Annotated in this window: 11 protein-coding genes; 2 read left to right on the top strand and 9 right to left on the bottom strand. The window is 71.0% G+C overall.

What is annotated here, in order from left to right; genetic code table 11:
* Positions 1-11: 11 nt before the first annotated feature.
* The 9 genes from QRN23_RS01205 to QRN23_RS01165 all read right to left on the bottom strand — a co-directional run bounded on the left by QRN23_RS01205 (position 12) and on the right by QRN23_RS01165 (position 8,462).
* The gene (locus QRN23_RS01205; RefSeq protein ID WP_043595335.1) at positions 12-962 is read right to left on the bottom strand and encodes a substrate-binding domain-containing protein; all 951 of its coding nucleotides are present in this window, start codon (positions 960-962) and stop codon (positions 12-14) included.
* A gap of 34 nt (positions 963-996) precedes the next feature.
* Positions 997-1,968, bottom strand: coding sequence for an ABC transporter permease (locus tag QRN23_RS01200; RefSeq protein ID WP_285062120.1), 972 nt, complete (start codon positions 1,966-1,968; stop codon positions 997-999).
* A 31-nt stretch (positions 1,969-1,999) separates the two neighbouring features.
* Entirely contained in the window at positions 2,000-3,517 is a 1,518-nt protein-coding gene (locus QRN23_RS01195; RefSeq protein WP_285062119.1) for a sugar ABC transporter ATP-binding protein, read from the bottom strand.
* A 3-nt stretch (positions 3,518-3,520) separates the two neighbouring features.
* Positions 3,521-4,576, bottom strand: a complete 1,056-nt coding sequence (locus tag QRN23_RS01190) for a LacI family DNA-binding transcriptional regulator (protein ID WP_056044249.1) — start codon at positions 4,574-4,576, stop codon at positions 3,521-3,523.
* Positions 4,577-5,073: 497 nt separating this feature from the next.
* Entirely contained in the window at positions 5,074-5,526 is a 453-nt protein-coding gene (rplI, locus tag QRN23_RS01185) for a 50S ribosomal protein L9 (RefSeq protein WP_043595329.1), read from the bottom strand.
* Positions 5,527-5,540: 14 nt separating this feature from the next.
* Entirely contained in the window at positions 5,541-5,801 is a 261-nt protein-coding gene (rpsR, locus tag QRN23_RS01180; RefSeq protein WP_043595327.1) for a 30S ribosomal protein S18, read from the bottom strand.
* A gap of 51 nt (positions 5,802-5,852) precedes the next feature.
* Positions 5,853-6,428, bottom strand: coding sequence for a single-stranded DNA-binding protein (locus QRN23_RS01175; protein ID WP_043595325.1), 576 nt, complete (start codon positions 6,426-6,428; stop codon positions 5,853-5,855).
* Positions 6,429-6,432: 4 nt separating this feature from the next.
* Positions 6,433-6,831, bottom strand: coding sequence for a 30S ribosomal protein S6 (gene rpsF / locus QRN23_RS01170; RefSeq protein ID WP_054145729.1), 399 nt, complete (start codon positions 6,829-6,831; stop codon positions 6,433-6,435).
* Positions 6,832-7,022: 191 nt separating this feature from the next.
* Positions 7,023-8,462 (bottom strand): CCA tRNA nucleotidyltransferase, encoded by a 1,440-nt coding sequence (locus QRN23_RS01165; protein ID WP_159828398.1) that lies wholly within the window; start codon positions 8,460-8,462, stop codon positions 7,023-7,025.
* Between the two features lie 163 nt (positions 8,463-8,625).
* On the opposite strand from QRN23_RS01165, the gene QRN23_RS01160 reads away from it, so the two are divergent.
* Both QRN23_RS01160 and murJ read left to right on the top strand, forming a co-directional pair.
* On the top strand, positions 8,626-10,854 hold the full coding sequence (locus tag QRN23_RS01160; protein ID WP_285062118.1) for a DUF6049 family protein: 2,229 nt from the start codon (positions 8,626-8,628) through the stop codon (positions 10,852-10,854).
* A complete protein-coding gene (gene murJ, locus QRN23_RS01155; protein WP_056044245.1) occupies positions 10,851-12,515 on the top strand; it encodes a murein biosynthesis integral membrane protein MurJ in 1,665 nt (554 codons plus the stop codon). Before QRN23_RS01160 ends, murJ begins: the two co-directional genes overlap by 4 nt.
* Positions 12,516-12,620: the final 105 nt, after the last annotated feature.

The raw sequence follows: 12,620 nt of genomic DNA, 5'->3' as shown, positions 1-12,620 counted from the left end.
ATCAGGACCACTCATTCGGTGAAGTCACCCACGTTCTCCTTCGTGACGGTGATGACCTCGACGGCCTGGTCCGAGGGGCCCTCGTCGCCGCTGCCACCGTTGACGGCCTTGACGGCCTGGTCGACCGCGAGGGCGCCGAGCTCGGCGGGCTGCTGCGCGATCGTGCTCGAGAGCGTACCGGCCTCGATGGCCTTGAGGCCGTCCTCGGTGCCGTCGAACGCGGCCACCTGGACGTCGGTGCCGGCGCGCGAGCCGAGCGCCTGGATCGCTCCGAGGCCCATCTCGTCGTTCTCGGCGAAGACGCCCACGGCGTTCGGGTGCGCCTGCAGCAGGTTGGTGGTCACGTCGAGCGCGGTGGCGCGGTCGAAGTTCGCGGTCTGCTGCGCGACGACGGTGATGTCGGGGTAGGCCGAGATGCCCTTGGTGAAGCCCTCGCCGCGGTCGCGGCTGGCCGAGGTGCCCGCGACGCCCTGCAGCACGATGACCTCGCCCTTCTCGCCGATCGCCTCGGCGAGGGCCTTGGCGGCCTGTTCGCCACCGGCGACGTTGTCGCTCGCGACGAACGACGCGACGTCGGCACCGTTGACCGCGCGGTCGACGGCGACGATGGGCACGTCGGCCTCGTTGAGCGCCTTGGCGGCGGGGCCTGCGGCGTCGCTGTCGACGGCGTTCAGGATGACGGCGTCGGCGGTCGAGGCCGCGGTCGCCAGCTGGTTGGCCTGGGTGGCCGAGTCGTTCTGGGCGTCGACGATCTCGAGGTCGACGTTCTGCTTCTTCGCCTCGGCGGTGGCGCCGTCGCGCAGCTCGACGAAGAACGGGTTGTTCAGGGTGCTGAGCGACAGGACCACCGTGGGACGGTCCGCCTCTCCGGCGGGGGTGCGGTTGCAGCCGGCGGTGCCGGTCGCGACCAGGGCGGCGATCGCCGTGACGGTGGCGGCCTTGCGGAACGAGGTCAACTTCATCGTGTGTCCTTCGGGTTGGGTTGGGTGGAGGGATTCAGCTGCTGCGCGTCTTGCGCCGCAGCACGTCGACGCCCACGGCGAGGGCGATGACGAGGCCGATGACGACCTGCTGCCAGAACGACGTGACGTTCAGCAGGTTGAGGCCGTTGCGGATGACGACGAGCACGAGGGCGCCGATGATGGTGCCCGAGATGCGGCCGACGCCGCCGGCCAGGCTCGCGCCGCCGATGACGACCGCGGCGATGGCGTCGAGCTCGTAGCCCGAGGCCGCCTGCGGCTGGGCCGAGTCGAGGCGTCCGGCGAGCAGCAGTCCGGCGAGGGCCGCGAACAGCCCGGCCAGGCCGAAGACGGTGACGACGATGCGCTTGACCGGCAGGCCCGAGAGGCGCGCGGCCTCGGCGTTGCCGCCGACGGCGTACATCGAGCGGCCGATGACGGTGCGGTTGAGGATGAACGACGCGACGATCGCGGCCAACACGAGCACGATGATCGGCACGGGCACCGGGCCGATGTTGCCCCCGAGGAACGACACGGCCGGGGGAGTCGCGATCGGGCGACCGTCCGACACGACGAGGGTCAGGCCGCGCGCCACGCTGAGCATGGCGAGCGTCGCGATGAACGACGGCAGCTTGCCGTACGCGCTGGCGAACCCGTTGACCAGGCCGGCCACGAGGCCGGTGGCGAGCCCGAGGGCGAGCGCCAGGCCGCCGGGTAGCCCCGCCGTGGCGAAGAACCAGCCCGAGACCATCGCCGACAGCGCGGCGACCGAGCCGACCGAGAGGTCGATGCCGCCCGCGACGATGACGAAGGTCATGCCGAACGCCAGCACGGCGACGGTCGACACCTGGATGCCGATGTTCAGCAGGTTGCGCCCGGTCAGGAAGTCCGGCGTCGCGATGAAGAGGGCCAGGCACAGCACGACGAGCCCGACGAGGGCTCCGTTGGCGGCCAGGAAGGTCTTGATGTCGAAGGAGCGTCGCTGCGCCTTCACGGTGGTGGTGGTCATGGGTGTCGTCCTCGGGTCCGTGCTTCTCGGGTCAGTTCGTCGGGGGGACGTCGCGTGCCGCGAGCGTCATCAGCGTGTCCTGGGTGGCGTCGGCCGCGGCGACCTCGCCGGCGACGACTCCGTCGCGCATCACGAGGATGCGGTCGCTCATGCCCATCACCTCGGGCAGTTCGCTGCTGACCATCACGACCGCGCCTCCTGCGTCGGTGATGCGGTTCACCAGCTCGTAGATCTCGACCTTCGCGCCGACGTCGACGCCGCGGGTCGGCTCGTCGAGCAGCAGCACCGTCGAGCCGGCGATGATCCAGCGGCCGAACACGGCCTTCTGCTGGTTGCCGCCCGACAGCGAGCCGATCTCCTGGTCGATGTCGCGCATGCGGATCCGCAGGGTCGAGGCGACCTCGTCGGCCTTCGCACGCTGACCGGCGAAGTCGACCAGGCCGCCCTTCGCGCTGCTGGCGAGCGTCGCGTAGCCGAGGTTGTCGTTGACGGAGGCGCCCAGCACGAGCCCCTGCGCCTTCCTGTCCTCGGGAACGTGGCCGACGCCCGCGGCGATGGCCCCGGCGACGTCGCCCTTCTTCAATCGCTTGCCGCGCACGGTCACGCTGCCCGAGTCGTACTTATCGACCCCGGCGATCGCGCGGACGACCTCGGTGCGACCGGCGCCGACGAGCCCGGCGATGCCGAGCACCTCGCCCGCCCGCACGTCGAACGAGACGTCGCGGAAGACCGACCCGGTCAGTCCCCGCACCTCGAGCACGACGGGGGAGTCGCCCTCGCTGCCCGGCGTGCGCGGGTACTGGTGCTCGATGTCGCGGCCGACCATCAGGCGGACGAGTTCGTCCTCGCCGGTCGACGCGGGCACCTCGGCGACGAACGCGCCGTCGCGCAGCACGGCCACGGTGTCGCCGATCTCGGCGATCTCGTCGAGGTGGTGGCTGATGAAGAGCATGCCGACGCCGCGGGCGCGCAGCTGCTCGACGACGCGGAAGAGGATCTCGGTCTCGTGCCGGGTCAGCGCCGCGGTCGGCTCGTCGAGGATCAGGATGCGCGCGTCGATGCTCAGCGCCTTCGCGATCTCGACCAGCTGCTGACGGGCGATGCCGAGCTCGCCGACCTTCTGGTCGACGTCGACGTCGAGCCCGATCAGGTCGAGGGCCGCACGGGCGCGCTTCTTGAGCTCCTTGCGGTCGACCAGGCCGAACCTCGTCGGGAACCGCCCCATCATCACGTTCTCGGCGACGCTGAGCGACGCGACGAGGTTGAGCTCTTGGTGGATCGTCGCGATGCCGAGCTTCTCGGCGGCGTGCGTGTTCGGCAGGTGGACGGCCTCGCCGTCGACCAGCACGCGGCCGGCGTCGGGCTGGTACACGCCCGACATCATCTTGATCAGGGTGGACTTGCCGGCGCCGTTCTCGCCCAGCAGCACCTGCACGCGGCCGGGCCGGACGTGCACGGTGACGTCGTCGATGACCCGCACGGGGCCGAACGACTTGCTGACGTTCTCGAGCGTGAGCAGGGGGCGATCGCCGTCGATCGAATGGGGCATGGGTCAGTTCCTGCCGAGGGGTCGGGGTGGGGTGGGGTCGGTCGGGTCCGTGGGGGACGAGGAGGCGCGGGTCGTCGACTCGCGGACGATCAGTTCGCTGGGCAGCACGACCGAGTCGGGCGTGCGCCCGTCGATGACCTCGTGCAGCAGCTGGACGGCGATGCGGCCCATCTCCTCGACGCTGTGCGCGATGACGGTGAGGGCCGGGTCGAGCAGCGAGAACCACTCGATGTCGTCGAACGCGACGACCGAGACGTCGGTGCCCATGCGCATGCCGAGCCGGTTGAGCATGGCGATGGCGCCGACGGCCATGAGGCTGTCGGCCGCGAGCAGGGCGGTCGGCGGCTCGTCGAGCTCGAACAGGGCGTGCACGGCGGCCGAGCCACTGGCGGACTGGAAGTCGCCGACGTAGACCAGGTCGGGGTCGGTGCTGAGGCCGAGTTCGGCGGCGGCCGCGGTCCAGGCCTCGAGTCGCTCGCGCCCGGTCGAGACGCTCTGCGGGCCCGCGACGTACCCGACGCGCTCGTGGCCGAGGTCGACCAGGTGCTGCACGGCGGCCCGGATGCCGGGGACGCTGTCGGTCGTCACGCTCGGCACGTCCACGCCGGGGATCGTGCGGTCGACGAACACCGTCGGCACCTCACGGGCGAGCAGCGAGTCGATGCTGGCGGAATCGGTGCCCTGCGGGGCGACGATGACGCCGTCGACGCGGCGCGAGATGAGGGTGTCGAGGTAGCGGTCCTGCTGCTCGCGGTTCTCGTTGGCGTTGCCGAGGAGGGTGACGTAGCCCAGTTCGAGCAGCGACTGCTCGATGGTGTGGGCGAGGTCGGCGAAGAACGGGTTGCGGACGTCGGACACGAGCAGGCCGACCGTGTCGGAGCGGGTCGAGCGCAGGGCACGGGCCTGGGCGTTCGGCCGGAAGTCGAGCTCGCGCACGGCCCGTTCGACCTGGGCCCGGGACTCGGCGGAGGTGGCCGGGTTGCCCGACAGCACGCGCGAGGCCGTCGCCGCCGAGACGCCGGCGCGCTGCGCCACGTCCCTGATCGTCACGGTGTTCATCGGGCTCTACCTCGTCGTAGTGGTGCGGGTCGCAGGGTGTCCGCCCGGCGTGGAATCGATTCCATGGAACCGATTCCACGACAGTAGACGAGCCGCCCCCTCCTGTCAACGCGAGCCCACGCCGACCTGTGATGCCTGCCGCTGCACCTGGTTTCGAACCGAACACCCGGTTGCAACCGGGTGCATCGTTCGGGACCAGGTGCATCGCGACACAGGACGCCCCCCCGAGGAGGCGCGGTGCCCGACCCAGCCGTCCCGCGCCTCCTCGTCCCCCCGCGCCTCCTCGTCCCCCGCTCGTCTGGCCCGGCCCACCCCCTCCCGGCGAGCCGATGAACCCCGTTTCCGACGATGAACCACGGTGCACCGGGGTTCATCTTCGGAAACGGGGTTCGTCGCGCCCCCCGGCCGAGGCCCGCACCCCCGGGCACGCAGAAGAGCGGCGGCCCCCGAGGGGGACCGCCGCTCTCGCGTACAGCAGGCGCCGAGGCGCCGGGGTGCTACTTGGCCGAGACGACCGTCAGCGTGATCGTCGCGATGACGTCCTCGCGCAGGCGGAGGGTGGCTTCGTGCTCACCCGTCACCTTGATGGTCGTGGGGATCTCGACCTTGCGCTTGTCGATCGTCGCGACGCCCTGGGCGGTGACCGCGTCGGCGACGTCGGCCGGGCGGACCGAGCCGAACAGACGGCCGTCGGCACCGGTCTTCACCGTGAGACGGATCTTCTGGGCCTCGAGGCGCTGCTTGAGGTCGTGGGCCTCTTCGATCGTCTTGAGCTCGCGGGTCTCGCGGGCCGTACGGATCTGAGCGACCTGCTTCTCGCCACCGCGGCTCCACGCCACGGCGAAGCCCTGGGGCACCAGGTAGTTGCGGGCGTAGCCGTTCTTGACGTCGACGACGTCACCGGCGGAACCGAGGCCGGAGACCTCGTGGGTCAGGATTACCTTCGACATGGTGGTCCTTCCGATCAGCGGCCGGAGCCGGCGTAGGGGAGGAGCGCCATCTCACGGGCGTTCTTCACGGCACGGGCGATGAGGCGCTGCTCCTGGACGGAGACGCCGGTGATGCGACGGGCGCGGATCTTTCCACGCTCCGAGATGAACTTGCGCAGGGTCGCGACGTCTTTGTAGTCGATGACACCGACGCGGATCGACTTCGCGGGCGCGGCGTTCTTGCCGCCCTTACCGCGGAGGGGCTTGCGGCGGTCGCCGCTGCTCTTTCCAGCCATTGGTTTCTACTTTCGATGAATGAAGAAGTACTAAAAGGGGAACGGCGAGGCCTAGAAGGGCGTCTCGTCGTTGTAGGTGCCGTTGCCACCGGGGGTGTTCCACACGTCGCCGCCAGAGGTGTTGCCACCCTGCTGGCCGCCGGCGGGCTGACCCCACGGCTCTTGCGCCTGACCGCCGCCGACCTGAGCCGGCTGGCCACCACGGTTGCCACCGCCGTTGCCGCCCCCGAAGGAGCCGCCACCGGCAGCGCCGTCGCGGGAGGACGCGGCGCGCGTCACCTGAGCGGTCGCGTAACGCAGCGAGGGGCCGATCTCGTCGATCTCGAGCTCCATGCTGGTGCGCTTCTCGCCCTCTTTGGTCTCGTACGAGCGCTGCTTGAGTCGGCCCTGAGCGATGACCCGGCTGCCCTTGGTGAGGCTGCTGGCCACGTGCTCGCCGAACTCGCGCCACACGCTGGCACGAAGGAAGAGCGCCTCGCCGTCCTTCCACTCGTTCGACGCGCGGTCGAACGTGCGGGGGGTCGACGCGATGGTGAAGTTCGCGACCGCGAGCCCGTTCTGCGTGTACCGCAGCTCGGGGTCACTGGTGAGGTTTCCCACCACTGTGATGACGGTCTCGCCAGCCATCGGACTACTCGGCAGCCTTCTCGGCGGCGGGAGCAGCCGGGGCGGCAGCGGCGTTGGCGGCCTTGCGGGCGGCCTTCTCGTCGCTGACCTTCTTGGCGGCGGCGACCATGGCGATCGCCTCTTCGGCACGCAGGACCTTGGTGCGCAGCACGGCCTCGGAGAGACCCAGCTGGCGGTCGAGCTCGACCGTGGCGGCCGAGTTCGAGGTCAGGTTGACGACGGCGTAGATGCCCTCGGTCTTCTTGTTGATCTCGTAGGCCAGGCGACGACGTCCCCAGATGTCCACGTTGTCGATCGTTCCGCCATCGTTGCGGATGACGTTGAGGAACTTGTCCAAGCTCGGGGCGACGGTGCGCTCATCGATCTCGGGGTCCAGGATGACCATCAGTTCGTACTGGTGCATGACTAACCCACCTCCTTCGGACTTAACGGTCACAGACGGTCTGTGACAGGAGGGTGTTCATGACGTGGCGCCGCCGTGAGGCAGACGCAACCTTCCCAGCGTAGCCGAGCGCGCCTCCTGAATCAATGCCAGGGCGGCGGTCGCCGGCCCTCGAGAGCCGAGGAGGCGCGGGTCGACACCCGAATGGCTGGTTACGCCCCAGCGCTCTCGCGTGCGTTCCACCAGGCCAGCAGGCGCTCGGTGGCGACCTCGGCCCCCAGCGGCCCCTCTTCGGTCCGCAGCTCGAGGAGGAAGCGGTAGGCCTCGCCGACCTCGCGGCTCGGGCCGATGCCGAGGACGCGCTGGATCTCGTCGCCGTCGAGGTCGGGCCGCAGCGAGTCGATCTCTTCACGCTCTCGCAGCTCGGCGATCCGCGCCTCGAGGTCGTCGTAGGCGAAGCCGAGCCGGTCGGCCTTGCGGCGGTTGCGCGTGGTCACGTCGGCCCGGGTCAGCATGTGCAACCGCTCGAGCTGGTCACCGGCGTCGCGGACGTAGCGGCGCACGGCCGAGTCGGTCCAGCCTCCCTCCGTGTAACCAAAGAACCGGAGGTGCAGCTCGATCAGCCGGGACACGGCACCGATGGTGTCGTTGTCGAAGCGCAGCGCCTTCAACCGCTTCTTGGCGAGCTTGGCGCCGACGACGTCGTGGTGGTGGAAGGTGACGACGCCGCCCGGCTCGAGGCGCCGCGTGGCGGGCTTGCCGCAGTCGTGCAGCAGGGCCGCCAGGCGCAGCGTGAGGTCGGGTGCCTCGCCCGGGTGCCGCTCGCGCTCGTAGCCGATGGCCTGGTCGAGCACGGTGAGGCTGTGCTCGTAGACGTCCTTGTGGTGGTGGTGCTCGTCGACCTCGAGGCGCATGGCCGCGAGCTCGGGCATGACATGGTCGGCGAGCCCGGTGTCGACCAACAGCCGGACACCGTCTCGGGGGGTTTCGGTCTTGAGCAGCTTCGACAGCTCGTCGGCGACCCGCTCGACCGAGACGATCGAGAGGGTCTCGGCCCGGGCGGTCATCGCCTCGCGCACCTCGTCGGACACCGTGAAGCCGAGCTGCGCCGTGAACCGGGCGGCCCGCATCATGCGCAGGGGGTCGTCGCGGAACGAGTCGACCGCGGTGCCCGGGGTGGCGAGCCGCGCCTCCAGCAGGTCGTCGACACCGCCGGACGGGTCGACGAGCACACGCTGGGGCAGACGCAACGCCATCGAGTTGACCGTGAAGTCGCGACGGACCAGGTCGCCCTCGAGGGTGTCGCCGAACTCGACGACGGGCTTGCGGGTCTCGCCGTCGTAGACGTCGCTGCGGTACGTGGTGATCTCGACGGTCTCGCCGTCGACGCGGGCGGCGATCGTGCCGAACGCGCGGCCGACGTCCCAGTGCGCCTCCGCCAGGGGGACGACGATCGCCAGGATCTCGTCGGGGTCGGCGTCGGTCGTGAAGTCGAGGTCGTTGACCGGGCGGCCGATGAAGGCGTCGCGCACCGGACCGCCGACGAGGGCGAGCTCGTGACCGGCCGCAGCGAACGCGGCGGCGAGCTTCTCGATGCGGGGGGTGGCGGCCAGATCGTCCAGTCGCTGCAGGGCCCGTGCGACGCTGTCCATGACGAAACAGCTTGCCACAGCCGAGGAGGCGCGGGCTGAGTCCCCGACGGCGCCTCGCGACCCCGTCGTCCCCCTTGCAGGCGCTTCGCCGCTGCTTCTTGGTCGGCGTTGCCTAGACTCGGCATGCTCGAACGGCCCCTGTCGCCGTCGACACCTGACGCCTATGAGACTCTTCTTCGCCGTGATCGCCGCCCTGTTGGCGGTGTTCGTCGTGTCGGCGGGACTGCCGGCCACGGCGGCACGAGCGGCGTCCGCCCCTGCGGGCGACGGCGTCACGATGACCGTCGAGCCGGCCTCCGACGGCGTGCTGCGACCCGACGACGACCTCACCCTCGGGGTCACCGTGACGAACGACGGCGACAGCGACCTCGCGGCGACGAAGGCCCGGATCTACCTCGACCGCGAACCGTTCACCACGCGGTCCAAGCTCGCCTCGTGGCTCGATCCCGACGACGTCTCGGGTGACGACTACCTGGGGCGCCAGCTCGTCCAGGTCGACGTGCCTGCGGTCACCGCCGGGTCGTCCGTGGCGCTCGACACCGTCGTGGTTCCCGCCGACCGCCTCTCCCTGACCGGCCGCGCCTTCGGGGCACGCGCGCTCGGGGCCCGCGTGCTCGACGCCTCGGGCAGCCAGGTGGCGCAGACCCGCAGCAGCGTGGTCTGGTACCCCGCCGACAGCTTCCAGCCGACCCGCGTCGCGGTCGCCGTGCCGATCACGACGCCCGAGAGCGAGACCGGCGTCCTCGACGCCTCCGCCCTCGCCGCCTACACCTCCGACGGCGGGGTGCTGCGACGCGAGCTCGACGCCGTGTCGGGCACGGGCGCGACCCTCGGCGTCGACCCGATGATCGTCGCGTCGATCCGCCTGCTCGGCACCGAGGCCCCGCAGTCCGCCGTCGACTGGCTCACCGAACTGCAGGCCCTGCCGAACGACATGTTCCCCCTGGCCTACGCCGACGCCGACGTCGCGGGGCTGCGTCAGGCCGGCGCCACGTCCGTCCCGGCCGTGACCTCGCTCGACACCCTGGTCGACCCCGCCCGGTTCGAGGGCATGCCGGCAGCGACCGACACGCCCACCGATGCCCCGAGCCAGGGCACGGACGACGGCTCGGGCACGGGCGTCGCCGGGTCCGACCCCTCGGCCCTGCCGAGCGACGGGTCCACCGCCGAGCCGACCGCCGAGCCCACGCCCGGCGACGGCGTGGTGCTGCCGACCACCGCTCAACTGCTCGACTTCCCGTGGACCCAGCGCGACGTCGTCTGGCCGCGGGAGTCGTCCGTCGTGTCCGCCGACCTCACGACGTTCGCCGCCGGGCCGTACACGTCGACCATCGTCTCCAGCGGCAACGTGGACGTCGACGGCGACTCGACCGAGAACGCCGCGGTCACGGTCGGTGGCGTCCCGGCCGTCGTCTCGGACGACCCCTTGTCGACGCTGGTCACCCAGGCGGCCGAGGCGACCTCCCTCGCCGAGTGGCAGTCCACGATGGCCCGGCTGTCCGCCACCGTCGCCACCGTCGCCTACGAGCGACCGAGCGACGCCCGCACCCTCCTGACGACGCTCGAGCGGGAGTGGCCGTCGACCGGCCAGTTCCTCACCCGCACCCTCCAGGCCGTCGACGGCCTGCCCTGGGTCAGCGGCGCGACCCTGACCGACGCGTTGGCGAGCACCCCCTCGACGGCGACCGTCGTCGACAGCCCCGAGAGCGACGCCCGACTCGGCCAGTTGAGCGAACTCGTCTCCGCCGACCAGAAGGTCGTCGACTTCTCGACGGCCCTCGCCGAACCGCAGTTCGTCACCGAGACGGCCCGGCTGCGGACGATGGCCCTGGCGTCGCACGCCTGGCGAGACAACGTCGACGGGTTCCCCGCCGAGGTCGCCTCCGCCGTGGCCGACGCGACGGCGACGTCGGGTCTCGTGGCGGTGGTCCAGGGCTCGCCCATCGCCATCCTCGGGGACCGCTCTGCCCTGCCCCTCTACCTCGAGAACCGGACCGACTCCGTCGCGACGGTCATGCTGAACCTGACGCCGTCGAACTCCATCCTCTCGATCGAGCGCAGCCCCATCGAGGTGACGATCCAACCGCAGTCCCAGACCCGGGTCAGCGTTCCCGTGCAGTCCGTCGCCAACGGCACGGTGTCCGTGCAGCTGCAGCTGGTCAGCCTCTCGGGCGTGGCGATCGCGACCCCGGTCGACGTCCCGCTCTCGGTCCAGGCCGGGTGGGAGACCGCCATCACCTGGATCTTCGGCGTCGCCTTCGCCGCACTCTTCCTCGGCGGCCTGTATCGCACCTTCCGCAAGCGCCGCAGGGCGCGCGACGAGGCCCGGTCCTCCGGCGACGGCCCGTCACCCGATGCGGCCGCCTCGCCGCCCGTCCAGGAGTCCATGTGAGCAACCAGGGCGGTCTCGGTCGCGCCAGCATCCTCCTCGCGTCCGGGACGATGGTCTCGCGCGTCCTCGGCTTCGTGAAGGCGGCCGTGCTGGCCGCAGCGATCGGGCAGTCGGCGAGCCGGGCGGCGGACTCGTTCGCCCTCGCGAACCAGCTCCCGAACAACATCTACGCGCTGATCGCGGGCGGCCTCCTCAGCGCCGTCCTCGTGCCCCAGATCGTGCGGGCGGCGACGTCCGACGACGGGGGCCAGCGGTTCATCAACAAGATCGTGACCCTCGGCACGATCGTCTTCGCGGCCGTCGGCCTGGCCGGCACGCTGCTCGCCCCCGTGCTCGTCCGCCTGTACGCGCAGCAGAGCTCGGACGGCGGGGCGGGGTTCACCTCGGACCAACTCGCCCTCGCGACGGCCTTCGCGTACTGGTGCCTGCCGCAGATCTTCTTCTACGCCATGTACTCGTTGCTGAGCGAGGTGCTCAACGCCCGGCAGGTGTTCGGGCCCTTCACCTGGGCTCCCGTGCTCAACAACGTCGTGGCCATCGCCGGCCTGGTCGTCTTCATCGTGATGTTCGGCGGCGCCGTCGAGAACTCCGCGGTCGACGTCTGGACCGGCGACCGGATCTTCGTCATCGCGGCCACGGCCACCCTCGGCGTCCTGGCCCAGGCGGCGTTCCTGCTGCTCTTCTGGCGCCGCGCGGGTCTGACCTTCCGCCCCGACTTCCGCTGGCGAGGCGTCGGCCTCGGAGCCACCGGCAAGGCCGCCGGCTGGCTGTTCGGCATGGTCCTCGTCACCCAGCTGGCCGGGCTGGTGCAGAGCCGCGTCGCCACCCTGGGCAGCGAGGTGGGGGCGTCGAACGCGGTCCTCGCGAACGCCTGGCTGCTCTTCATGCTGCCGCACGGCATCATCGCCGTGTCGATCGGCACCGCCTACTTCACGCGCATGAGCGGCCACGCCTCGCGCGGCGACCTGCGGGCCGTCCGCACCGACATGTCGCAGTCCCTCCGCGCCATCGGCATGTTCATGGTGTTCGCCGCCGTCGCCATGTGCGTCGTGGCCTACCCGTTCGCGCGGTTCTTCGAGGTCGACTTCGCCGGGTCGACCCGCACCGCCGAGGTCATCCTCGGCTACATGCCCGGCCTCGTCCTGTTCAGCGTCCTGTTCATCGTGCAGCGGGTGTTCTACTCGATGCACGACCAGCGCACGCCGTTCTTCCTGCAGCTCGTCCAGTCGGGCATCTTCGTCGCGGGCGTCGCGATCTCGGCCGCCGTGGTGCCCCCCGAGCGCATCGCGATGGCGATCGCCATCACCACCTCGATCGCGGGCTCGAGCCAGGCCGTGGTCGCGCTCGTCGTCGTCAAGAAGCGGCTGGGCGGCATCGACGGCCGCTGGGTGCTGCGCCGCTACGTCCAGTTCTTCGTCTTCTCGCTCGTCGCCGGTGCCGTGGGCCTCGTCGTCGTGACCGTCCTGGGTGGTTTCGCCGCCGACGGGTTCGCGCAGTCCGGTCGCGTGCCGGGCGTGCTGACGGTCGTCGTGGCCGGGGCCGTCATGGGGCTGGTCTACGGCGCCCTGCTCTGGTTCGCCCGCATCCCGGAGCTGCGGGTGCTGACCACGCCGGTGACCGCACGTCTCGCACCCGCCGTCTCGCGCCTCCTGCGTCGCTGACCCGTCACGGCGGCCGCCGCAGCCGTCACGGCTGCCGCCGCGGCCGTCGCGGCCCCGCGACCGCTGCCAGGCCCGCGGGAATGCCCCGTCGGTAGGATGCGTTCC

It is taken from the genome of Frigoribacterium sp. ME-P-080 (assembly GCF_030209595.1).
GTDB lineage: Bacteria > Actinomycetota > Actinomycetes > Actinomycetales > Microbacteriaceae > Frigoribacterium.
This window is presented reverse-complemented; position numbering and strand designations above follow the sequence as displayed.

Bases quoted from the DNA above. Each gene is read 5' to 3' on its own strand.
- rpsR (WP_043595327.1), bottom strand. From the start codon at position 5,801: ATGGCTGGAAAGAGCAGCGGCGACCGCCGCAAGCCCCTCCGCGGTAAG.
- QRN23_RS01205 (WP_043595335.1), bottom strand. From the start codon at position 962: ATGAAGTTGACCTCGTTCCGCAAGGCCGCCACCGTCACGGCGATCGCC.
- QRN23_RS01160 (WP_285062118.1), top strand. From the start codon at position 8,626: ATGAGACTCTTCTTCGCCGTGATCGCCGCCCTGTTGGCGGTGTTCGTC.
- rpsF (WP_054145729.1), bottom strand. From the start codon at position 6,831: ATGCACCAGTACGAACTGATGGTCATCCTGGACCCCGAGATCGATGAG.
- QRN23_RS01165 (WP_159828398.1), bottom strand. From the start codon at position 8,462: ATGGACAGCGTCGCACGGGCCCTGCAGCGACTGGACGATCTGGCCGCC.
- QRN23_RS01175 (WP_043595325.1), bottom strand. From the start codon at position 6,428: ATGGCTGGCGAGACCGTCATCACAGTGGTGGGAAACCTCACCAGTGAC.
- QRN23_RS01190 (WP_056044249.1), bottom strand. From the start codon at position 4,576: ATGAACACCGTGACGATCAGGGACGTGGCGCAGCGCGCCGGCGTCTCG.
- QRN23_RS01200 (WP_285062120.1), bottom strand. From the start codon at position 1,968: ATGACCACCACCACCGTGAAGGCGCAGCGACGCTCCTTCGACATCAAG.
- rplI (WP_043595329.1), bottom strand. From the start codon at position 5,526: ATGTCGAAGGTAATCCTGACCCACGAGGTCTCCGGCCTCGGTTCCGCC.
- QRN23_RS01195 (WP_285062119.1), bottom strand. From the start codon at position 3,517: ATGCCCCATTCGATCGACGGCGATCGCCCCCTGCTCACGCTCGAGAAC.